Genomic DNA, 20,906 nt, shown 5'->3' with positions numbered 1-20,906 from the left:
AACGGTCGAATGCCGCGGATTGCCCGGGGAAAGATGCTGGTGTAAGGACTTCTTAACACCCGACGAACCGGACCCGAGCGCGGCTTGCCAGCAAAATTTCTCTTTCCCGTCCTAGTGGCGGTGTTGGCCGTGGCCGCTCTCAGCGGCTGCACCTCGACTTCGCCGGTGACCCCGGCGCCGGCCTTTACCGAAAATAAGGCCAATACCGACGCCGGCTTTACGATGGCGCTGCCCGACACGGTTTCGGTGCTGCCGGAACCGTCCGGCGTCGCCCAGACGGCGGCGCTGCCGGTCGAGCCGGCCGCCGCCTTTGCCGGGCCGACGCCGCTGGCGGCAACTACCCCCGCCGTCATGACCGCCAATGCCCAGCCTGTTACCGCGACGCCAGCCGTCGCCATGCCGGTCAGCCAACAGACCGCGGCCATGCCCGGCGTTCAGCCGGTCTCCTATACGGTGCCGCAGAACCCGGCCGTTCTGGCGGCGACCAACCCCACCGAGGGTCAGTCGAACGCCGGCGGCCGCAGCGAGATCGAGCGGCTGATCGAGAAATATTCCGCGCTCTACCAGGTGCCGGTCGATCTGGTGCGCCATGTCGTCAACCGCGAGAGCACCTTCAACCCGAAAGCCTACAATCACGGCCATTGGGGGCTGATGCAGATCAAGCACGCGACGGCGCGCGGCATGGGCTATGACGGGCCGGCAAGCGGCCTGTTCGACGCCGAGACCAATCTGAAATATGCGGTGAAATATCTGCGCGGCGCCTGGCTGGTCTCAGGCGGCAACCCCAAGCGCGCCGACCGGCTCTACCAGAGCGGCTATTATTACGACGCCAAGCGCAAGGGGATGCTCGGCGAAACCGGCCTCGGCAGCGAAAGCCTGCGCCGCCGCATGCAGCCCGATGCCTGAGCCGCGCCCGCCGGCGCCAAACGACATCCGCCTGCGCAAGATTCTCGACGACACGCTTCTGGCGCCGCGCTGGCCCGAAGGTTTTTTCATGCGCGCCTTCGAAGCCGCCGATGCACTCGCTTTGCATACGCTGTTGACCGCGGTGTTTGACGACGGCACCGACGGGCCGTTCGACGAATGGTGGCCGCGCATTTCGGGCGACGCGGAATTCGACCCAGCTTTGTGTTTCCTGGTCATCGACGGCAAGGGCCGGCTGGCGGGCGCGGCGCTCTGCTGGACGCGGGCTTTCGTCAAGGACCTTGCCGTCCACCCCGAGGCACGCGGCAAGGGCATCGCCGAGGCGCTGATGCGCCACGCCTTCGCCGAGTTTCGCGCGCGGGGCGCCGAGCATGTCGATCTCAAGACCAATACGGTGGAGAACGCCGCCGCCGTCCGGCTCTATCAGCGGCTGGGGATGGTCGAGGTGGATTGGGCGGGGTGAAGGCGGGGCAAAGCTGGCTTCGGATAAGTGTGTTGATATTCAGCTGAGGCTGCGACGCTCAAAGGTAACGGCATGGATCCTAGGGTCTCCGCGACGTCGCTTCGCTCCTGCTCCGCCCTAGGATGACGAAGGGCACAGTGGCATGAAGGCCAATCGCGGGCGTTGGAGATTGGCTGGAAACCTCCCCTCGCTTCGTCGTCCTAGGGCGGAGCGAACGCGAAGCGGAGCGCAGACCCTAGGATCCATGCCGTTGCCATGGCTGTGGAGCGCAGCGAACCAAAAGGCCCTCATGTGATTTGACGCTGCAGCGCGCTGACCTACCCTCTAGTGCCGGTACCGAGGAGACGAGCGATGCAGTCACCTTTCAACCGGAGCGTCACGCTCGCAGCGGCGGTGATCCTGGCCGCCGCCACCGCAGCCTATGCCCATCACGGCTGGTCGTGGACGCAGGACGGGTTTTTCGAACTCCGGGGCAAGATAACGGCCATCTATATCGGCAATCCGCACGCCACCCTGGACGTCGATGCCGAGGGCGAGGTGTGGCGGGTGGAGATGGCGCCGCCGTCCCGCACGATCGCCGCCGGCCTCACCGAGGAGGTCGCCAAGGTTGGCAACGAGGTGGCCGCGATCGGCCACCGCTCGCGCGACGAGAGCGAAAAACGCATGAAGGCAGTCCGCGTCATCGTCGGCGGCAAGACCTATGACGTCTATCCCGACCGCGTGCCGCCGGCCTGAATGGACGGGTTATTTGTCGGCATCGAGCAACTCGCTTTGGTGCGGGGACTGAAGGCCTCCTTCGTCGCCTATCCCATCGTCAATGCGCTCCACATCATGTCGGTCGGCGCGCTGCTGACCAGCGTCTGGCTCATGGATCTCAGGATCCTGGGCGCCTTCCGCGCGCTGCCGCAGGCGGCGTTCGTCGCGCTGCTGCGCCGCGTGGCATTGGGCGCGTTTGGCGGAGCGCTTGTCACGGGGTCGCTGCTGTTTTCAGTCAGGGCGAGCGAGTATGCGGTGATGCCGATCTTCCTCACCAAGATGACACTCATCCTCCTCGCCGGCGCCAACTTCCTTGTCTTCGTGCGCCGCGTAAAAGGCAGTGACGAGCCGGCCGGTGGGGCCGGGACCGTGCTCGCTGTACTTTCGCTTGTGCTGTGGACGGCTGTGCTGTTTGCGGGGCGGCTTATTGGGTTTCTCGGCTGAGGTGAGCGGCGGCACTGTCGCTTCCAGAGCGGACTGGCGAGCTCCCGACAAATCCAGGGAGGCTTGCCATGAAGAAAGAAGTCATCGAGGTGCCGGTGATGTCGGCAAAGGTGCAGGCGCTCGGCCTGCCGTGCACGACGGCGGTCAGGGTCAACGGTTTCGTGTTCATCTCGGCGACGCCGCCGGTGGATATGGTGACCGGCGAGTTGGTGCGCGGTGACATCGAAACGCAGACCGAGGCATCGCTGAAGGCGCTGAAACACTGCCTGGAAGCGGCGGGCACCTCGCTGGACTATGTCGTGATGGTGCGCATCTACGCCAGGACCCATGCTCCATCGGCACGTGCGAGATCCTGTGGAACCACATGGATTTTACGGCAAGGGCAAGGCGCGGAGTTGACGGGAGCAACTGCACTATAGAGGAGGCGCTGTTGTATGGTGCTATCTAAGCGATGACGCGGCCTTTCGAGGCTAATACGCAGTCAATGTCACGCAGTTGCGCGCAGGATATCTGGGAGAATTTGCGAGGGTAGCCGGAAGGCTGCAACACGTTCTGCCAGATCTGGTCGATTTCCGGATGGCCGATCTGCCCGTCAAGTTCTCGGGTGGAATAATATGCCACTAGTTTCTTTTCGACATCCCTTAATGTCGCGTAGCCGGCCCCGAGGAGCCTGAGCGGGCTAGTCTCGTCAACTGCTCCAATGGGTTCTTGCGCGAAAAAATTGATGGCGATCTCCCGAGCGACGGCCACGGCAGAAATCCGGAATCGTCCGGCGAGACGCTGGCGATATTCCCACTTGAGCTGTCGGAGGGAAAGCAGTGCCTCTTGCTCACTTGTGCATAATCCGAACCTGGAACTTAGCTCGCTCACCAAATTGGCGTAGTCGAACTCATATCTACCTTCCGAGGCGCACATATATATGGCTGCGTTTCTAAACAAGCTAAAGAGAATATCGGCGTCGCAGTATCGTGAATCAAGCGTCGGACTCGCCCGCAGCAATGCAAAGATCATCCATTTGGCATCGTCCCGTTCGGTAGAATAGTATGGGCATGGCCTGTAAGTCTCAAGTGTACTGGCCAACCAACGCCCATCATCTTGAAGGAAGATTGCCTCCTGTTTGATGTGTTGAACAAAAAGGCTTCCCTCGCCACAAATCCTCAAGAACCGATCCGGCGAGTATGCGGCTACGGACCAGCCTTTGGCTGACCATTCGCTACTCAACCTGTCAAGTTGATGATCGTTGGAGGATATAATTAATAGGTCGCCGTCGCTGATGACGTCAGATGATCGACGAGCGTGCGAACCAAATACACAGATGGACTCGACCACTTGTGTCATGGTGCTACCTTGCGCGTGATCATTGACGCTAGTATCGCGAACAATGCGAAGCCCAATATGGCATATCCCGCCACGGCTAATCGGCCGATTTCCGTCTTGGGAGTGATATCGCCGTATCCAAGCGTGGTCAGGGTAATTATTGTAAAATACAAAGCGTCAGAAAATCTCTCAACTTGAATATCGCCGAATTTCAGTCCGAGCCTCTCCGCGAGGAGCCAATTAATTATCGAAAGAGAGATTATTACAAACAACACGGTTCTCACATATGAAGAAAGTCGAATTCCTGATCCGAAAGCGAATTCCCAAATTTTGCTATACGCTATCTGAGATATTAGCGCGCGGTGAATATATACCTCTTTCGGTCTCCATTTGAATGTTTGAGGTTTATTCAGCAAATATTTTAGTTCGTATCGTCTCCAGCGAAAGAACATAAAGCGCGCCTTCGCTTCAAATATTGGCTGGCGCTGATCGTCACTGTTGTTCATTAGTTGTTGATAAAGGCGCACTCCGATATTTTGATGTCTTCGTTTGTCAAGGCATCTTAAGAATGAATCTGGATCTAAATAGCTATCTATGATGGTTATTTTATTAACGTTAGTTCTTACAAAGGTGCATTTAATAAATTCACACTTTCGTACTGTGGTATGTATAAACAAACATTCAACAAATGTACAATTGTCGAAGACTATGTCTTGAATTTCCTTTTTCGAAAAACTAACGTTTTCGAACGTCAAGTCAGAAATTTTGCGGGAATTTTTGTCCGCCGGCTTAAGGAGGTTCGGCTCAAAAAGTATGTCTTTTACCACGCCAGATTTAGAGTTTGAGATAATAGAAAAGAACTCAGCCGCCGTCGTGACTACGGAATAGCCTGGTTTAAGCGTGAAGAAAGGATCAGGACTGTGCGTCAAGTTGGTAGTCCGAAACGGCAGAATTCTTAAGTCATCTCATGTCACGTGTGTTCACGCAACGGCTGGTGTCGGAGAAGGTGGATCAGCGCGTCAGCGCCGAGAGGCCTCACGGAGAAATCGCAATGTTGGCGGGACAGCGCCCCCCTCTGGCCTGCCGGCCATCTCCCCCACAAGGAGGGAGATTGGCTAATCGGCTACGCAAAATACTCCTGCAGCGGCCTCACCTCGAGGCTCCCAGCCCGCAGCGCGGCAATCGCCTCGGCCACTGCAGCCGCACCCGACAGCGTCGTGTAATACGGCACCTTCTGCATCAGCGTCGCGCGGCGCAGCGACTTCGAGTCCGACACCGCCTTCTGGCCGTCCGTGGTGTTGAAGACGATCTGGACCTGGCGGTTGCGGATGGCGTCTTCGATGTGCGGGCGGCCTTCCAGCACCTTGTTTATCTTCTCCGCGGCGACGCCGTTTTCGGCGAGGAAGCGCGCGGTTCCGGAGGTGGCGAGCACCTTGAAGCCCTGGCCGGCGAGGCGCTTGACCGCCGGCAAGATGCCTTTCTTGTCCTCGTCGCGCACCGAGACAAACAGCGTGCCCGCGCGGGGGAGATCAACACCCGCCCCTAGTTGGCTCTTGGCGAAGGCCAGCGCGAAGTCGCGGTCGAGGCCCATGACCTCGCCGGTCGAGCGCATTTCCGGGCCGAGCAGGATGTCGACACCGGGGAAGCGGGCGAACGGGAATACCGCTTCCTTTACGGCGATGTGGCCGGGATTGCGCGGGTCGGGCATGGCGCCGTAATGGGCGAAGGCGTCTTCCAGGCTTTCGCCGGCCATGATGCGGGCAGCAATCTTTGCAATCGGCCGCCCGATGGTCTTGGCGACGAAGGGCACGGTGCGCGACGCGCGCGGGTTGACTTCCAGCACATAGACGGTGCCGTCCTTGATCGCGTACTGCACGTTCATCAGGCCGCCGACATTGAGCGCCCGGGCAAGTGCTGCCGTCTGGCGCTCCAGCTCGTCGACGAGTTCCGATGGCAGCGAATGCACCGGCAGCGAGCAGGCCGAGTCGCCCGAATGGATGCCGGCCTCCTCGATGTGCTCCAATATGCCGGAGACGTAGGTCGACTTGCCGTCGCAGAGGCAATCGACATCGACCTCGATGGCGCCTGAGAGATAGGTGTCGAACAGCAGCGGGTTCTTGCCGAGCAGCGTGTTGATCTGGCCGGTCTTGTCGTTGGGGTATTTTTGCTTGATGTCCTCCGGCACCAGGCCGGGCACGGTGTCGAGCAGATAGGATTGCAGCATGCTCTCGTCGTGAATGATCTGCATGGCGCGGCCGCCGAGCACGTAGGACGGGCGCACCACAAGCGGGAAGCCGAGCTCGCCGGCGACGAGGCGGGCCTGCTCGACCGAATAGGCAATGCCGTTCTTCGGCTGGCTGAGGCCTAGCTTGTGCAACAGCTTCTGGAAACGGTCGCGGTCCTCGGCGAGATCGATCATGTCGGGCGAGGTGCCGAGGATCGGGATGCCGGCCTTTTCCAGCGCATCCGCCAGCTTTAGCGGCGTCTGGCCGCCGAACTGGACGATGACGCCGACCAGCTCGCCGGCCGCCTGTTCGGCGCGCAATATCTCCAGCACGTCCTCCGGCGTCAGCGGCTCGAAATAGAGCCGGTCGGAGGTGTCGTAGTCGGTCGACACGGTCTCCGGGTTGCAGTTGACCATGATCGCCTCGAAGCCGGCGTCGCGCAGCGCAAAGGCGGCATGGCAGCAGCAATAGTCGAACTCGATGCCCTGGCCGATGCGGTTCGGACCGCCGCCGAGGATAACGACTTTTTTGCGCGACGAGACCTGAGCCTCGTTGGCGAGCGCGCCGGCAAACGGCACCTCATAGGTCGAATACATGTAGGCGGTGGGCGAGGCGAACTCGGCGGCGCAAGTGTCGATACGCTTGTAGACGGGATGAACGTCGAGCTTGTCGCGAATCTTCTGGATCTCTTCGACATCCTTCCTGACCAGCGACGCGAGGCGCGCGTCCGAAAAACCCATCGCCTTCAGCATGCGCAGATTGGCGGCGTCCTCGGGAATTCCGTGCTCGCGGATGCGCGCTTCCATGTCGAGAATGCCGGCGATCTGTTCGAGGAACCACGGGTCGATCTTGCACATCGCGTGCACGTCTTCCAGCGAGGTGCCCATGCGGATCGCCTGCGCCACCATGCGCAGCCGGTCCGGCGTCGGCGTGCCCAAGGCGGCGCGGATGGCGTTGCGGTCGTCGACGTGGCTGGCGGCCGTGCTGCCATGGCCGATGCCGGGGATCTCGATTTCGTCCAGCCCGGTCAGGCCGGTTTCCAGCCCGCGTAGCGCTTTCTGCAGCGATTCTTGGAAAGTGCGGCCGATGGCCATGACCTCGCCGACCGACTTCATCGAGGTGGTCAGCACCGGCTCGGCGCCGGGGAATTTCTCGAAGGCAAAGCGCGGGATTTTGGTGACGACATAGTCGATGCTCGGCTCGAACGAGGCCGGCGTGGCGCCGCCGGTGATGTCGTTCTCCAGCTCGTCCAGCGTGTAGCCGACAGCGAGCTTGGCGGCGATCTTGGCGATCGGGAAACCGGTCGCCTTGGAAGCCAGCGCCGACGAGCGCGAGACGCGCGGGTTCATCTCGATCACCACCAGGCGGCCGTCTGCCGGGTTGACGGCGAACTGCACGTTGGAGCCGCCGGTCTCGACGCCGATCTCGCGCAGCACCGCGATCGAGGCGTTGCGCATCATCTGGTACTCTTTGTCGGTCAGCGTCAGCGCCGGGGCGACGGTGATCGAGTCGCCGGTATGCACGCCCATCGGGTCGATGTTCTCGATCGAGCAGATGATGATGCAGTTGTCGGCTTTGTCGCGGACAACCTCCATCTCATACTCCTTCCAGCCGAGCACGCTCTCCTCGATCAGCACTTCGGTGGTCGGCGAGGCGTCGAGGCCGGACTGGACGATCTCGAAGAATTCGGCGCGGTTGTAGGCGATGCCGCCGCCGGTGCCGCCCATGGTGAAGGAGGGGCGGATAATTGCGGGCAGGCCGACATGGTCGAGCGCTTGTGCTGCAATCGCCATGGCATGGCTGATATAGCGCTGCTTGCGGTCGCCCTCACCGAGGTTCCAGCGCGTTTCCAGAGCATCGAGCGCGGCGTCGAGATTTTCGGGCTTTTCCGCCTTCAGCGCGGCGCGCTCGGCCTCGTGCGTCTTGCGGTCGGCATTCTTGACGTCGGTGGCGTTGGCCAGCATCGACTTCGGCGTTTCCAGGCCGATCTTGTTCATCGCCTCGCGAAACAGCGCGCGGTCCTCAGCCTTGTCGATTGCGGTGGCGTCGGCGCCGATCATCTCGACCTGATAGCGGTCGAGCACGCCCATGCGGCGCAGCGACAAAGCGGTGTTGAGCGCGGTCTGGCCGCCCATGGTCGGCAGCAGCGCGTCCGGCCGCTCCTTGGCGATGATCTTGGCCACCACTTCGGGCGTGATCGGCTCGATGTACGTGGCGTCGGCCAGTTCCGGATCGGTCATGATGGTGGCCGGATTGGAATTGACCAGGATAACGCGAAAACCCTCTTCCTTCAGCGCCTTGCAGGCCTGGGTGCCGGAATAGTCGAACTCGCAGGCCTGGCCGATGACGATGGGGCCGGCCCCGATGATCAGGATCGACTTGATGTCGGTGCGTCTTGGCATGTCGAGGGTCCGTTCGGCGGGCGGCTTGCACAAAAAGCCGGACGGGATGACCCGGCCGGTTGTGCGCGCGATTCTGGTATCAGGCTAGGAGGGCCTTATAGGGAAGAGTTTTGCCGGATGTAACCCCCTAAAATGCGGGTAGGGCAGTAGGGCAGTAGGGCAGTAGGGCAGTAGGGCAGTAGGGCAGTAGGGCAGTAGGGCAGAGGTTCGAGCGCCCTTAAGCATATTGCCCTACTGCCCTACTGCCTTATTCCCCTTACCACTATCCCCCAGCGCCAACTGGTCCGTGATCTCGAAGCGTTCGGAAGCACCGACGCGGATCATGTTCAGGCTGCCCTCGCGGGTGAAGCGGAATTCGCCGGGCGCGTCCGCACCGGCCGGCTTGCCGGCCTTGAAGCTGATGATGCGCGTGCCGCCATCGGGCCAGGTCACGGTCACGTCGGTCTTGTCGCCGGTGCGCACGACGTCTGCCTTGCAGCTGGTCATCGGCTGGCCGAGATAGCGCGCGCAGGGGATGGCGTTGCCGGCACCGGGTACCGGTGTCCCCGGCGGCTGAAGCCGCGCAACGGTCTGTGCGTCGGCCGGGGGCGCCGCGTTGGCCGCGCCGAAATTCCGGACGGGGTCCGCAGCCACGGGCGGCGATCCATCAACCTGTCCAGTCGAGGGGTTTCCAGCGGCCAGGGCCAAGCGGTAAGCATCCTCGATCGCCACCTTGCCGATTGCGTCAGCGGAGTTCAGCGCCGTTTCGGGACCGGTTGCGCCGAGGCGCGTTGTCAGGTCGGGCAGCGGTTGAGAGGCAGGGCTCTCCGTATCGGCTGCCGCCTGGGGCGTCACTTGCTGGGGATTAATAGGGTCGAGGTAGCGTGCGGGAGCCCATCCGCTCAGCTTCGGGTCGTCAATGTCTTGGACCTTGCACCACTTGTGGCCGCTGACGTCGCCGCAGCCGAGATTTTTCACGCTCGATCCACTCGGCAACCGCGCCTCGACCTTGCCCATGGCCGACGCCGTGGCGCGCACGTTCAGGAGATCATCCGGAGCAAGACCCGTCACAATCGAGATGATGGGCTCCGGCTCCTGGCCGTTGGCCGGCAACTCCGCCAGCATCAGCGGAGCGGCAACCATCGCAAGCAGCGTCGTCGGGAGTGTTACTGTGCGCCTAATCATCTGCCATGGGCGGTAGGTTCAATTGCCGAAGGCGCGGCCAGGCACGAAAGCGCCATCGCACGCCAGCCGGTTTTTATAGGCGACGAGACGGCGCTGTGTAAGCCCGAAAAGGTGCCGCGTGTTGAATCGCGACCAGGCCACTTCCGTGAACTAACAGCCGGCAAAATATTGCACATTTCATGTAAATATGCACTCTCTCAAGTAAGGTTGAGGAGGGCAATATGGTCGACCTTGAAACATTTGCGCAGGTGGAAAACATAGTTCGCCAGCGTATCAAGAAAACGCGCGCCGAGATTGAGGCTTCACTTGGCCACATCGCCAACGGCAATCCGCTGGCCGCCGAACAGACCCTCTCCAGGCGCCTCGACAGGTTGCAGGTAAAGGCGTCGCTCAGCCGCACCGAAGCGGAGATGATATCGGCAGCGATCGACATGAGGTCTGCCGGGGAAAGAAAGGCCGCCGCCAAGCAGCCAGGGCCGGAGGCAATTCTCGGCCCAACGCTCGATTTCATCGGGGTCGCATTCCTCGAGCGTGGGCGCCGTGCTGCCGATGCGGTTGGCCGCGTTGCCTTTCTCAACGGCAATCCACAAGGATCGGGTTTTCTGGTCGGGCCAAGGCTGTTCCTCACAAACAACCATGTGATTTCGTCGCCGGCGGATTCCCGGCGCTTCCAGGTCCAGTTCGATTATGAGCAGGACGGTGCGAATGCCGTGCGCACGCCGACGACGTTCCTGTTCGATCCTGAATCCTGTTTCGTGACCGATAGCATAGAGCGTCTGGACTATACGCTGATCGGAGTCGGCGAGCGGCGTTCCGGTCCAAAGGAACTGGGGGAGTTCGGTTTTATCTCGCTGTCGGATGCGCGCGACAAGCATATGCTCGGCGAAATCGCCAACATCGTCCAGCATCCCGATGGCCGCTTCAAGGAACTGGTGTTGCGTGAAAACCGGCTGGTGGCCCGCGACGAAACGGTGCAAGTGCTGCACTATGTCGCCGACACCGAACAGGGTTCGTCCGGCTCCCCGGTCTTCAACAATGAATGGGAACCTATCGCCCTGCACCATTGGGCCGGCCCGTTCCACGAGGTGACGGGCATAGGTGGCTATGCGCTTGCCCGCGAGATCAATGAAGGCATACGGATCAGCGCCATCGTTGACGATCTGGGTGCTAGAAAGTCCAAGCTGCCGGGCTCCTCGGCATCGGCGGTTTCGCAAGCTCTGGCGATTTGGGCCGGCATGCCGCGCATGATGGACGAGACAGTTCGGCTGAACGCCGATATTCGCGAAGATGTGCCGGACAAGCCGGTGCAGCGGCCGGAACCGGATCGCAATCCGCCGGCGACGAGACACAATGCCGATGGCTCGGTCACCTGGACTTTTCCCGTCGAGATAAATGTCCGGGCGCCGCTGATCGACGGAGGCGATGCGAGACGAAACGACGGCAAAGGCCCGGCAAGCGAACCCGGGAAGGTGGCCATCGCCGAGGCCGCGGGTTGGAAAACAGAGGATTTCGACGATCGTGGAGGGTATGAGCCCGGCTTCATACCGGGCTTTGTCCTGGCAATGCCGACGGTTACCAATTCACCCTACCGGTTGGCCAAGAACCTTCTTGCCAAACCGGGAGAGGACCCACACGAATTGCGCTACCATCATTTTTCGATCTTGATGAACGCCGATCGCAGGCTTGCCTTCGTCACCGCCTGCAATATCGATGGATCCCGCACCAAGGCGGTCAATCGTGAGGACAAGACGGTCATCGACAACCCGTCGCTTGTCGAATTGGGGGTGGAGTCGATTTCCGGTTCGGAAGCCAGCGATGCTTTCCGGCCGGATCGGCGCATCGACCTTGGCGAGCAGATGAACCAGGAATTCTATTCGAGCCAGAATGTGCCTGGATTTCCCGTCGCAAAATCCAAGGAACGAATCGCTCGAATGTTCCAGAAGGGCCATATTACACTTCGCGGCGACCCCGCATGGGGCGTCGATCAGGAGGCGGTCGCGGCAGAACGCGACACGTTCTTTTATACCAATGCTGCGCCGCAAGTCGGCTTCTTCAATCAAGGAAGCTCGCTTAACCATCCCGGCTCCAAAGGGAAGTTGAGATGGCGCGCGGTAGAAACCTATGTGCTGCGCAACGCCTATACGACGCGAGGCCGTGTCACGGTGTTTGCCGGGCCAGTGTTCGGCGAGGACGATCCTCCCTACCGCTTCGACAGCCATGTTCCGCTGAAGTTCTGGAAGATCGCGCTGTGGTCCGATCAAGCTGGCCTGCGCGCCATCGCGCTGCTGGCGGACCAGAAGCCGGTTTTGGAAGTGATGCCCGAAGCGTTCGGCGAGCGTGCCGAGGCATTCGATGACCCGCTTGAAATTGCCAGGGTATCGGAGTTCCTTTCGACGGTGGCCGAGATTGAAGAGCTGACCGGCCTGAACTTTGGCCAGCAGGTGCGCGACGCCGACATTCGGGCCGGCTCCGAATCGGTTCCAGCACAGACTTTCAACCCGAGGCAACTGGCGCCCAAGACGTCACGGCCAAAGTCTTCAAAGACTTCGGCGGCCAGCACCCGACGTCCTGCCAAGCGATCGAAGCGATCCGCGTCTGGCAACTGAAGATTGGACCGGTCGCGACTTCTGCCGCTCGAAGGCGGTCATCCGTTCAGCTAGGCATGAGCAAGCTCAGCCCGGCATGAAGCCGGTGCGCAGCGCGTGAGCCCATTCGGGCCGTCCCGCCTGCTCGGCCTGGCGCGCCGCCGCCTCGTGGTCATAATCGACGGCGATGGCTTCGAAACTGTCGGGGTGCAAGTCGACGATGCCGTAGCGGGCGTGCGGCGAGCCCTGCTCGGAGACATGCGCCGGCGGCGTATCATCGTGATAGGCCGGGCAGCCGATGCTGCCCGGGTTGAAGATGACCGGACCGCCGGGAATGCGGACCAGCTCGCTGCGATGGCTGTGGCCGCAAAGCATGATGCGGCAGGCGGGATCGATCGCGCCGAGGCGCCGCCCGATTGCGACCAGCGGCGCGCGCACCAGCCGGCCGTCGACGATCGCGTCAGTCAGGTATTTTTCGTCGTGGTCGGGCCGGGCATGGAAGGCGAGTATGCCGGGCGCGACTTCCAGCGTGAGGGGCAGCGCGAACAGCGCCTTGCGCTGGCCTGCGGTCAGCCGTTCCTGCGCGTAGCGGTCGGACGGCCACATGGTCTCGTCGGCGGTGTCGCGGGCAACGCGGCGGTCGTGGTTGCCGCGCACCGTCGGCAGGTCGAGCGTCTCGAGCCTCTCCATGGTCTCGCGCGGCCAGAGCGGGCCGGAAACGCAATCGCCGAGATTGACGATGAGGTCGGCGCCGCCGCGCTGCCGCAGATCATCGAGCACGGCGTCGAGCGCCAGGACATTGCCGTGGATGTCGGCGAGGACGGCAATGCGCATGGCAGGCTCCGTTAATTGGAATGGCTGGAGGGCGGGTGAAGCTACTTTGCTCGCCTCGCGAGGCGAGCGAGAGCGGAACCCAGCTTCGGGTCGTTCAGGCGCGGACTTCGATCTCGTGGCCGCCGACCGCCGGCAACGATGCGTCGCCGGCCGCGGCAATAACACTATCGAGCAGGCCCGGGAAGCGGCGGTCGAGATCGTCACGGCGCAGCGTGATCAGCCGGCTGGTTCCAACCGCCTCGGTGCGGGTGACGCCGGCCTCACGCAGCTTGGCCAAATGGTAGCTCAGATTGGTCTTCGAGCAGAGATCGAGGAACCGGCTGCAATTCAGCGGCACGCCCTCTTTGCTGGCGAGATAGCGCACGATGGCCAGTCGCGTCGGGTCGCCGAGCACGGCAAGCACGTTCGGCAGGCTGATCTGGTCGGCGGTGGGATGGGGCAAGGTCATGCCCAGGAATTAAGCACATTCGGAGCCGATTTCAACGCATCTTCTCTCGTGGCTAATGGACACATAGTTTCGTCCCGTCGCCCCGTCCTGACACCGGGCTGTCAGGATGGTTCGGCTATTTTGCAGCGGCTTTATTGACATCATGCCCTGTTATGTCCAATTGTTCAATAACCTTTGAACTAAGGAAATTGCCATGGATAAGCGCCTCATCTGGCTTGCGCTCGGATCGTTCACGATTTCGACCGAAGGTTTCGTCATCTCCAGCCTTTTGCCCGACATTGCAAAGGATGCCGCCATCTCCGTTCCGCTCGCCGGCACGCTGATCACCGCGTTTGCGCTCGCCTATGCGATCGGCACGCCGATCCTGGCAACGCTGACCGGCGAATGGGACCGGCGCCGCGTCATCCTGTGGACGCTGGTGTTCTTCGTGTTGGGCAACGTCGCCGCGGCGCTAAGCTCCTCCTTCGAATTGCTGTTGATCGCGCGCATCGTCATGGCGCTGTCGTCAGGCTTGTTCGCGGCGACCGCACAGGGAACGGCCGTTGCGCTTGTCGACGATCATCACCGCGCCCGCGCCATTGCCGTGGTCGTCGGCGGCACTACGGTTGCGGTCGCGGTCGGAGCACCGCTCGGCGCGCTCGTTGCGACGGTTGCCGGCTGGCGCGGCACCTTCTTTGCCATCGCCGGCCTTGGTGCGCTCGCCGGCGCGATCCTGTGGTACCGGCTGCCGCGCGGCATCGTCGGCACCAGGCTGCCGCTCCGGATGCGGTTGGCAGCGGCACTTCGCCCCGGCGTCATGCCTATCCTGGTGACGACCATCCTGGCCCTGATCGGCGCCTTCACCGTCTTTGCCTTTGTCGCGCCGCTCGCGATCGAAGGCGGCGGACTGAACCCGATCGCGCTTCCCGGAATGCTGCTCGCTTTCGGCGTTGGCGCGGTCATCGGCAATATCGGCGGCGGTCAGGCCGCCGACCGTTTCGGCGCGACGCGCACCGTCTGCTGGTCACTGGCGCTGAGTGCCGCGATGCTGGTCACGTTTTCGCTGATCCCGATGTTCCTGCCGCGCGAGATCGCCGGGCCGGCATTGATGGCCATGATGGTGCCGTGGGGCATCGTCGGCTGGGCATTCCCGCCGGCGCAGGCCAGCCGCATCATCAAGCTGGCGCCCGATGCCGCGCCAATCGTGCTGTCGCTGAACGCTTCGGCGCTCTATCTCGGCGTGGCACTGGGTGCCGTGGTCGGCGCCGCGGTGCTGCGCTATGGCGCACCGGCCGACCTCGGCGTGGTCGCGGCGGCATTCCCGATCGTCGGTCTGGGCGTCGTGCTGGCGGGCCACCTGGCGGCGCGTCCGGTGGCGATGCCGGCCGAGTAAGGCTTGTTAGCAAAGCTTGGCTGCCGGCCGCCGATAGTTCAAGTCGCGGCGGCGGTGCGTCAAAATCCAGCGCGGCGATTTCGTCCAGTGCCGAATTCTGGGAAGTTGCCGGAAGCGACCTCGCCGACGTTCCGCAAGAAATCGTCATGACCGCCGACGATCTGGTCGATGCAGCGCTGGTTGGCCTGGAAAAAGGTGAAGCATTCACGGCACCGGGTCTTGCCGATATTGCCGGGGGGGTGCCTTTCTTCGCGTCCGCAAGGCTTCTTCGGCAGTCTTCTGGCGGGCAAGCCGGCGGCGCGTTACGCTGCCTGACATGGCTAAAGACTGATCTTACGCTGTCCGCCACATCGGGATGATCGAGGCGGCCAGCAGCAGGCCAAGCACGGCGTTGAGCATGCGCCACTGCCGCTCGGTTCGCAGCAACCGGGCGAGCAGCGTGCCCGCCACGCACCACGCCGCCAGCGATAGGGCCGCTGCAAGGCCGAAGACCGTGCCGAGCAGCACGGCGAGCTGCAGCGGCCCGTTGGCGAGCGCGGCAAAGGATGCCGCCGCTCCCAGCCCCATGGCCCAGCCCTTTGGGTTCATCCATTGCAGGCCGGCGCCGCCCAAAAAGCTGTTCGGCTTTGCCATGGCCACGTCCAGGTTGGGCGGACCGCTGCGGCCGATCTTGAGGGCAAGCCACGTCAGATAGAGGGTACCGGCCATTTTCATTGCCAGTTGCAGCGAAGGAGCGGCAGCCAGCAGACTGGCGAGCCCGGCAGCACCTGCCGCAGCCACCGTGGCCAAGCCGGCCGCACTCCCGGCCATCAGCGGGATAGAGCGGCGAAAGCCGAACTGCGCGCCGGACGCCGTCGATAAGGTCGTGGCCATGCCGGGCGTTGAGGTTGAGACCAGCGCGAACAGGACGAGGGGAAGGACGGTTTCAAACATGCTGCTTCCTTTGAAGCCTGCACGGTAGGCTGTTTGGCTCATCAGTAAATGCAATGTTTGCTATGATCTGTATTAGCAAATATAATAGCCGGATGCTCCGCAACCTCGATACTGCCCTGGTTCGAACCTTCGTCACCGTTGCCGACAAGGCCAGCATGACGGCGGCGGCCAACGCGCTGCATTTGACGCAAGGTGCCGTCAGCCAGCAGATCAAGCGTTTGGAAGAGGTTCTCGGCTGCAGCCTGTTCGATCGCGATCGGCGCGGATTGCGATTGACCCGCTCCGGCGAGCGATTGTTCGGCAAGGGCAAGCGCCTGCTTTCCCTCAATGACGAGATCCTGGCGGAGATGGCGGGCGATGCGGTTGCCGGTCAGGTGCGGCTCGGGGTGCCGTACGACCTTGTCGGCACCTTGCTTGCGCCGGTGCTGAAGGCCTATGCCGAGGCCTATCCGCAGGTCGAGATCTCGCTTGTCTGTGCTTCGTCGCCAGAGTTGGCCGCAGCCTTGGCGACCGGCACTATAGAGCTCGCGGTGATCGAGGAGCCGATCGGTCGGTCGGCCGGTGAATGCCTTGTTGTCGACCGGCTGGTCTGGGTCGGCGCCAAAGGCGGCGCCGCCCGCGGCAAGCGGCCCTTGCCGGTTTCGATGGTCGCCGAGACCTGTGCGTTCCGCCCGGTGGTGCTGGAGGCGCTTAACGAGCATGGGCTGGAATGGCGCACCGTATTCGAAAACGGCAGCATCGACGCGACGACGGCGACGGTGCGTTCGGACTTGGCCGTCACCACCTGGTTGGCGTCGACCGTGCCTGTCGACCTCGACATTTTGGCCAACGATCCGGAGCTGCCGTCATTGCCGAATTTTTCGATCAATCTGCATTTGCCGAAGCACGACGTCGCGCCGGCTGCACTGGCATTCGCGGGCCACCTCCGCGATGGGTTGGCAGGGCGACGAGAGGCGGCTTAAAAACAGCAAAAAGGACGGCCAGTGTTCAGCCGTCCTTGATCGCCCCGCGGCATCTACTTCCAGTTCTTGCGCCGCTCGATCTCGGCTTCGGACGGCTGCTCCGTGGCAAATGACCCGGTCTTGATCTCGCCGGAGCGTTCATAGCTCGCCATGAGGACGTCGGTGGTCGATGCCTGCGAACGGGTCAGCTTGAAGGCGGCAGGTATCGTGCCGCTGCCGAACAGTTTTTTGCCCTTGCCCAGCACCAGCGGGAAGATCAGCAAGCTGATCTCGTCGATCAGGTCATTGGCGAGCAAGGTCTGGATCAGCTCGCTCGATCCCTGAATGAGCAGGTCGGGGCCGTCCTCCTGCTTCATCCGGCGCAACGTCGCCACGACATCGCTGCCGAGCGGCTGGCTGTTTTGCCAGGACAGCGAATCCGGCCTGTGCGTCGCCACATATTTGGTGACGGCGTTGAAGCTGTCGGCGATCGGATCATTCTTCTGATAAGGCCAGTGGGCGGCGAAGATGTCGTAAGTCTTGCGGCCGAGAAGCAGCGCGAACGGTTTTGAAAACGTCTCGCCCATCGCGGCGCCCATCACATCGTCCCAGTAGTGAAACGTCCAGCCGCCGAATTTGAAGCCGCCGACAGGGTCCTCTTGCGGGCCGCCGGGCGCCTGCATGACGCCGTCGAGGCTGACGAATGTTGCGGCGATGATCTTCCTCATTGGAGCTCCCTTTCCCTGATCCGTGCCGTCATGGCCGGAGTTCGAGCCAAGGACGGGCGAACGGACATTTATCCGACAGCGGCCGGCAAATTTCCAGGGTTGGAAGGGCGGATGACTGCCGACCTTATCGTCTCAGCTTGGAGCCGAGAACGCTCAGCCCAAGCCAACGACCGTATCGTAGAGCAGCTTGAAGTTGAGCACCAGGATGAGCCCGGCGACCACCCAGGCCAGCACGGCAACGGCGCGGGAAATGGCGAAATTGCCCATCTTGCGCTTGTCCGAGACGAACTGCACCAGCGGTACGACAGCGAAGGGGAGCTGCATCGACAGGATTACCTGGCTGAAGACCAGCAACTGGCCGGTTCCCTTCTCGCCATAGAGCGCGGTGACCACCACTACCGGGATGATGGCGATGCCGCGCGTCAGCAGGCGGCGCGCCCATTGCGGGATGCGCAGCCGCAAGAACCCTTCCATCACGATCTGGCCGGCGAGCGTCGCCGTCACCGTCGAGTTCAGGCCGGAGGCGAGCAGCGCTACGGCAAACAGGATGGAAGCGATGCCGAGGCCAAGCAGCGGCGACAGAAGCTCGAAGGCCTGGCCGATCTCGGCAACGTCATGATGACCGGTGCCGTGGAACGCCACCGCCGACACGATCAGGATGGAAGCATTGACGAACAACGCCAGTATCAGCGCGATGGTCGAGTCGGTCGTCGCCCATTTGATGGCGTCGCGCTTACCGCGATCGGTGCGCTCATAGGCGCGGGTCTGCACGATCGAGGAATGCAGATAGAGATTGTGCGGCATCACCGTGGCGCCGATGATGCCGATGGCGATGTAGAGCATGGCCGGATTGGTGACGATCTCGGACGACGGCACGAACATCGCGTGCAGGATGGAGCCGACCGGCGGGGCGGCGGCAAAGATCTGAATGGCGAAGCAGCCGAAGATGATAATCAAAAGCGCTATGATGAAGGCCTCGAGGAAACGGAAGCCCTTGTTCATCAGCAGCAGCAGCAGGAAGGCATCGAGCGCGGTGATAATGGCGCCGCCGATCAGCGGAATCCCGAACAGCAGTTGCAAGGCGATCGCCGTGCCAATGACCTCGGCCAGGTCGCAGGCAATGATGGCCAATTCGCAAGCGACCCAAAGCATGAAATTGACCGGTCGCGGATAATAGGCGCGGCACGCCTGCGCAAGGTCGCGGCCGGTGGCGATGCCGAGCCGGGCGGCGAGTGCCTGCAGCAGGATCGCCATCAGGTTCGACAACATGATGATGAAAAGCAGCGTGTAGCCGAATTGGGCCCCGCCGGCGAGGTCGGTCGCCCAATTGCCCGGATCCATATAGCCGACCGAAACCATGTAGCCCGGCCCCATGAAGGCGAACAGCCGGCGAAGCCAGATCCCCGAGTGCGGCACCGCGATCGTTGCGTTGACTTCGCGAAGGCTGGGCTGCTCGTCGTCCTCCGGGCGGGCAAATCGCCACATGGACCGGGGGGCTGAGGTGGCTTCGGCTTCCGACATGAAATGGCTTTCCGCTGGAACGATCGATGTTGTCTCCTTATCTATGCCACGGCTGAACATTATGCAATATGCTATATTTCATTGTCTGAGCTTTTTCTTGTGGCCGCTTGGCCGTGCGGCCGGAACGGCAGTGAACGCCGGTTGCGCCGGCCACCGAATGGAAATAAACGGCCAGAACCAATAGGGTTCCGTGTTATGACCGCAATGTCGATTCAAACTGCCGGGAGGAGCGCGTATTGGCGCTGAAGAAAAGACCGGTTCCTCGCGAAAAGCCGCTGCCTGACGCAGAAATCCACTCGGAAGGCTTCAGGCAGACGCGTGAAGCGCGCCGCAGCGCGCTGGTCGAGGATTATGTCGAGCTCATCGCCGACCTGATCGAGGATGGCAACGAGGCGCGCCAGGTCGATATCGCGGCACGGCTCGGCGTCGCTCAGCCGACGGTGGCGAAAATGCTGACGCGGCTGTGCGCCGACGGGCTGGTCTCCCGGAAGCCTTATCGCGGCGTGTTCCTGACCGATGCCGGCCGCAAGGTTGCGGAAGAGAGCCGCATTCGCCACCAGACCGTCGAGGCCTTCCTGCGCTCGCTCGGGGTCAGCGCCGAGACGGCGCGCATCGACGCCGAGGGCATCGAGCATCATGTCAGCGCCGAGACGCTCGAAGCCTTTCGCAAGGCAATAATCGCCGCCCGCTGAAAAGCACGGCCAGCGTATCTCTTCGCGCGACTCTCGCTTCCCATGAGCAGGGTGAACGGCACAGACCTTGCGATGTCTCGGCCAGAGCAGGCAAGCGTCAGCAAGCATTGCTTGTTCGCACGAAAAATACTGTGACTTGGCGTAACCGTTGAGATAATTGTTGTCGTGTCCGATCGAACCGGGACACGGCCCGATCGGCCGGAAAATTGCATCACGGGGGTTGCCATGCTCTGGAAGGGCCGTCGTCAGAGTGACAATGTCGAGGACGAGCGCGGCCAGAGCGGCGGGCTTGGCGGCGGGCCGGGGCAGTTTCGCATCCCGATCGGCGGTCGCGCCGGCGGCGGCGGCATGTCGGGCATTATCATCGTAGGGTTGATTTTCCTGGCAGGGTGGTATTTCGGCTTCGACCCGAGTCAGATCCTCGATAACAGCGGCTTGCAGCCCGGCGGCGGTCAGATCACCGACAATAGCGGTGCGCAAGGCGGCGGCACCGGTGCGCCCGCCTCCGACGAGATGAAGCAGTTCGTGTCGACTGTGCTGGCCGAGACCGAGGACACGTGGACCGGTATTTTTCAGTCCGAGGGCCTGACCTATCAAGATCCAAAACTGGTCCTGTTCAGCGGACGGATCGGCTCTGCTTGCGGCTCTGCCTCGTCAGCGGCCGGACCATTCTACTGTCCCAACGATCGCAAAGTCTATCTCGACACCACCTTCTTCCAGCAGCTCGATCAGCAGTTCGGTGCCTCGGGCGATTTCGCACAGGCCTATGTGATCGCGCATGAGGTCGGCCACCACGTGCAGAACCTGGTCGGCATCCTGCCCAAATTCAACCAGATGCGGCAGAATATGAGCGAAGCCGACGCCAACCACATGTCGGTGCAGGTCGAGTTGCAGGCCGACTGCTTTGCCGGCATCTGGGCGCATTTCACCGGTCAGAAGGGCATTTTGGAGCAGGGCGACATGGCGGAGGCACTGAACGCCGCCAAGCAGATCGGCGACGACACGCTGCAGAAGAAGATGCAGGGCTACGTCGTGCCGGAAAGCTTCAACCACGGCACGTCGCAGCAGCGGCAGACCTGGCTGGCGCGAGGCTTCCAGAACGGCAAGCTTTCGGACTGCGACACGTTCAACAACCCGATCTGAGCCGCCGGTTTTCT

General features: G+C 62.2%; 20 protein-coding genes. 11 read left to right on the top strand and 9 right to left on the bottom strand.

Annotated features, from left to right (window positions below):
- The first annotated feature begins 129 nt into the window (after positions 1–129).
- From NKJ73_RS00150 to NKJ73_RS00130, 5 genes are all read left to right on the top strand, one after another.
- The gene (locus NKJ73_RS00150; RefSeq protein ID WP_352567945.1) at positions 130–906 is read left to right on the top strand and encodes a transglycosylase SLT domain-containing protein; all 777 of its coding nucleotides are present in this window, start codon (positions 130–132) and stop codon (positions 904–906) included.
- On the top strand, positions 899–1,387 hold the full coding sequence (locus NKJ73_RS00145) for a GNAT family N-acetyltransferase (protein WP_352567944.1): 489 nt from the start codon (positions 899–901) through the stop codon (positions 1,385–1,387). The genes NKJ73_RS00150 and NKJ73_RS00145 overlap by 8 nt, the downstream gene beginning before the upstream one ends.
- Before the next feature lie 351 nt (positions 1,388–1,738).
- The gene (locus tag NKJ73_RS00140; RefSeq protein WP_352567943.1) at positions 1,739–2,122 is read left to right on the top strand and encodes a DUF6152 family protein; all 384 of its coding nucleotides are present in this window, start codon (positions 1,739–1,741) and stop codon (positions 2,120–2,122) included.
- The gene (locus NKJ73_RS00135) at positions 2,123–2,587 is read left to right on the top strand and encodes a hypothetical protein (RefSeq protein ID WP_352567942.1); all 465 of its coding nucleotides are present in this window, start codon (positions 2,123–2,125) and stop codon (positions 2,585–2,587) included.
- A 68-nt stretch (positions 2,588–2,655) separates the two neighbouring features.
- Positions 2,656–3,006 carry a Rid family hydrolase gene (locus tag NKJ73_RS00130; protein WP_352567941.1) on the top strand — a complete coding sequence of 117 codons (351 nt, stop codon included), beginning with the start codon at positions 2,656–2,658 and terminating at the stop codon, positions 3,004–3,006.
- A 25-nt stretch (positions 3,007–3,031) separates the two neighbouring features.
- Here the strand turns inward: NKJ73_RS00130 and NKJ73_RS00125 are convergent, their stop codons facing one another.
- From NKJ73_RS00125 to NKJ73_RS00110, 4 genes are all read right to left on the bottom strand, one after another.
- The gene (locus NKJ73_RS00125; protein ID WP_352567940.1) at positions 3,032–3,925 is read right to left on the bottom strand and encodes a hypothetical protein; all 894 of its coding nucleotides are present in this window, start codon (positions 3,923–3,925) and stop codon (positions 3,032–3,034) included.
- Positions 3,922–4,833 carry a potassium channel family protein gene (locus NKJ73_RS00120; RefSeq protein WP_352567939.1) on the bottom strand — a complete coding sequence of 304 codons (912 nt, stop codon included), beginning with the start codon at positions 4,831–4,833 and terminating at the stop codon, positions 3,922–3,924. The genes NKJ73_RS00125 and NKJ73_RS00120 overlap by 4 nt, the downstream gene beginning before the upstream one ends.
- 194 nt (positions 4,834–5,027) lie before the next feature.
- Entirely contained in the window at positions 5,028–8,531 is a 3,504-nt protein-coding gene (gene carB, locus NKJ73_RS00115; RefSeq protein ID WP_352567938.1) for a carbamoyl-phosphate synthase large subunit, read from the bottom strand.
- 231 nt (positions 8,532–8,762) lie between these two features.
- A complete protein-coding gene (locus tag NKJ73_RS00110; RefSeq protein WP_352567937.1) occupies positions 8,763–9,653 on the bottom strand; it encodes an SH3 domain-containing protein in 891 nt (296 codons plus the stop codon).
- A 263-nt stretch (positions 9,654–9,916) separates the two neighbouring features.
- On the opposite strand from NKJ73_RS00110, the gene NKJ73_RS00105 reads away from it, so the two are divergent.
- A complete protein-coding gene (locus NKJ73_RS00105; protein WP_352567936.1) occupies positions 9,917–12,301 on the top strand; it encodes a DNA/RNA non-specific endonuclease in 2,385 nt (794 codons plus the stop codon).
- 66 nt (positions 12,302–12,367) lie between these two features.
- Here NKJ73_RS00105 and NKJ73_RS00100 read toward each other — a convergent pair whose 3' ends face one another.
- The gene (locus NKJ73_RS00100; protein WP_352567935.1) at positions 12,368–13,114 is read right to left on the bottom strand and encodes a metallophosphoesterase family protein; all 747 of its coding nucleotides are present in this window, start codon (positions 13,112–13,114) and stop codon (positions 12,368–12,370) included.
- A gap of 94 nt (positions 13,115–13,208) precedes the next feature.
- The gene (locus NKJ73_RS00095) at positions 13,209–13,562 is read right to left on the bottom strand and encodes an ArsR/SmtB family transcription factor (protein WP_352457526.1); all 354 of its coding nucleotides are present in this window, start codon (positions 13,560–13,562) and stop codon (positions 13,209–13,211) included.
- 193 nt (positions 13,563–13,755) lie between these two features.
- Here NKJ73_RS00095 and NKJ73_RS00090 point away from each other — a divergent pair, with 193 nt between their 5' ends.
- Both NKJ73_RS00090 and NKJ73_RS00085 read left to right on the top strand, forming a co-directional pair.
- The gene (locus NKJ73_RS00090; RefSeq protein ID WP_352457527.1) at positions 13,756–14,934 is read left to right on the top strand and encodes an MFS transporter; all 1,179 of its coding nucleotides are present in this window, start codon (positions 13,756–13,758) and stop codon (positions 14,932–14,934) included.
- 146 nt (positions 14,935–15,080) lie between these two features.
- Positions 15,081–15,293 (top strand): hypothetical protein, encoded by a 213-nt coding sequence (locus NKJ73_RS00085; RefSeq protein ID WP_352567934.1) that lies wholly within the window; start codon positions 15,081–15,083, stop codon positions 15,291–15,293.
- Here NKJ73_RS00085 and NKJ73_RS00080 read toward each other — a convergent pair.
- Positions 15,268–15,867: a LysE family translocator gene (locus NKJ73_RS00080; protein ID WP_352567933.1), complete on the bottom strand. Its 600-nt coding sequence runs from the start codon at positions 15,865–15,867 to the stop codon at positions 15,268–15,270. The two genes, NKJ73_RS00085 and NKJ73_RS00080, sit on opposite strands and share 26 nt — an antisense overlap.
- Positions 15,868–15,959: 92 nt before the next feature.
- On the opposite strand from NKJ73_RS00080, the gene NKJ73_RS00075 reads away from it, so the two are divergent.
- Entirely contained in the window at positions 15,960–16,829 is an 870-nt protein-coding gene (locus NKJ73_RS00075; protein WP_352567932.1) for a LysR family transcriptional regulator, read from the top strand.
- Between the two features lie 53 nt (positions 16,830–16,882).
- On the opposite strand, the gene NKJ73_RS00070 is transcribed toward NKJ73_RS00075, so the two are convergent.
- Positions 16,883–17,536, bottom strand: a complete 654-nt coding sequence (locus NKJ73_RS00070) for a dihydrofolate reductase family protein (protein ID WP_352567931.1) — start codon at positions 17,534–17,536, stop codon at positions 16,883–16,885.
- Positions 17,537–17,689: 153 nt separating this feature from the next.
- On the bottom strand, positions 17,690–19,057 hold the full coding sequence (locus tag NKJ73_RS00065) for an Nramp family divalent metal transporter (RefSeq protein WP_352450711.1): 1,368 nt from the start codon (positions 19,055–19,057) through the stop codon (positions 17,690–17,692).
- Between the two features lie 236 nt (positions 19,058–19,293).
- On the opposite strand from NKJ73_RS00065, the gene mntR reads away from it, so the two are divergent.
- Together mntR and ypfJ are read left to right on the top strand one after the other, a co-directional pair.
- Positions 19,294–19,749 carry a manganese-binding transcriptional regulator MntR gene (gene mntR / locus NKJ73_RS00060; RefSeq protein ID WP_023678308.1) on the top strand — a complete coding sequence of 152 codons (456 nt, stop codon included), beginning with the start codon at positions 19,294–19,296 and terminating at the stop codon, positions 19,747–19,749.
- Positions 19,750–19,974: 225 nt separating this feature from the next.
- Positions 19,975–20,892, top strand: coding sequence for a KPN_02809 family neutral zinc metallopeptidase (gene ypfJ / locus NKJ73_RS00055; protein ID WP_352567930.1), 918 nt, complete (start codon positions 19,975–19,977; stop codon positions 20,890–20,892).
- Positions 20,893–20,906 lie beyond the last annotated feature (14 nt).

Source organism: Mesorhizobium sp. M0074 (assembly GCF_040322975.1).
Lineage (GTDB): Bacteria > Pseudomonadota > Alphaproteobacteria > Rhizobiales > Rhizobiaceae > Mesorhizobium.
The sequence above is the reverse complement of the archived record's forward strand: the minus strand, read 5'-3'. Positions and strand labels throughout refer to the sequence as shown.

Coding starts and splice junctions, on each gene's coding strand:
- NKJ73_RS00085 (WP_352567934.1), top strand. CDS start 15,081: ATGACCGCCGACGATCTGGTCGATGCAGCGCTGGTTGGCCTGGAAAAA.
- NKJ73_RS00125 (WP_352567940.1), bottom strand. CDS start 3,925: ATGACACAAGTGGTCGAGTCCATCTGTGTATTTGGTTCGCACGCTCGT.
- carB (WP_352567938.1), bottom strand. CDS start 8,531: ATGCCAAGACGCACCGACATCAAGTCGATCCTGATCATCGGGGCCGGC.
- NKJ73_RS00095 (WP_352457526.1), bottom strand. CDS start 13,562: ATGACCTTGCCCCATCCCACCGCCGACCAGATCAGCCTGCCGAACGTG.
- NKJ73_RS00100 (WP_352567935.1), bottom strand. CDS start 13,114: ATGCGCATTGCCGTCCTCGCCGACATCCACGGCAATGTCCTGGCGCTC.
- NKJ73_RS00130 (WP_352567941.1), top strand. CDS start 2,656: ATGAAGAAAGAAGTCATCGAGGTGCCGGTGATGTCGGCAAAGGTGCAG.
- NKJ73_RS00075 (WP_352567932.1), top strand. CDS start 15,960: ATGCTCCGCAACCTCGATACTGCCCTGGTTCGAACCTTCGTCACCGTT.
- ypfJ (WP_352567930.1), top strand. CDS start 19,975: ATGCTCTGGAAGGGCCGTCGTCAGAGTGACAATGTCGAGGACGAGCGC.
- NKJ73_RS00105 (WP_352567936.1), top strand. CDS start 9,917: ATGGTCGACCTTGAAACATTTGCGCAGGTGGAAAACATAGTTCGCCAG.
- NKJ73_RS00070 (WP_352567931.1), bottom strand. CDS start 17,536: ATGAGGAAGATCATCGCCGCAACATTCGTCAGCCTCGACGGCGTCATG.
- NKJ73_RS00135 (WP_352567942.1), top strand. CDS start 2,123: ATGGACGGGTTATTTGTCGGCATCGAGCAACTCGCTTTGGTGCGGGGA.
- NKJ73_RS00110 (WP_352567937.1), bottom strand. CDS start 9,653: ATGGTTGCCGCTCCGCTGATGCTGGCGGAGTTGCCGGCCAACGGCCAG.
- NKJ73_RS00065 (WP_352450711.1), bottom strand. CDS start 19,057: ATGTCGGAAGCCGAAGCCACCTCAGCCCCCCGGTCCATGTGGCGATTT.
- NKJ73_RS00090 (WP_352457527.1), top strand. CDS start 13,756: ATGGATAAGCGCCTCATCTGGCTTGCGCTCGGATCGTTCACGATTTCG.
- NKJ73_RS00145 (WP_352567944.1), top strand. CDS start 899: ATGCCTGAGCCGCGCCCGCCGGCGCCAAACGACATCCGCCTGCGCAAG.
- NKJ73_RS00080 (WP_352567933.1), bottom strand. CDS start 15,867: ATGTTTGAAACCGTCCTTCCCCTCGTCCTGTTCGCGCTGGTCTCAACC.
- NKJ73_RS00140 (WP_352567943.1), top strand. CDS start 1,739: ATGCAGTCACCTTTCAACCGGAGCGTCACGCTCGCAGCGGCGGTGATC.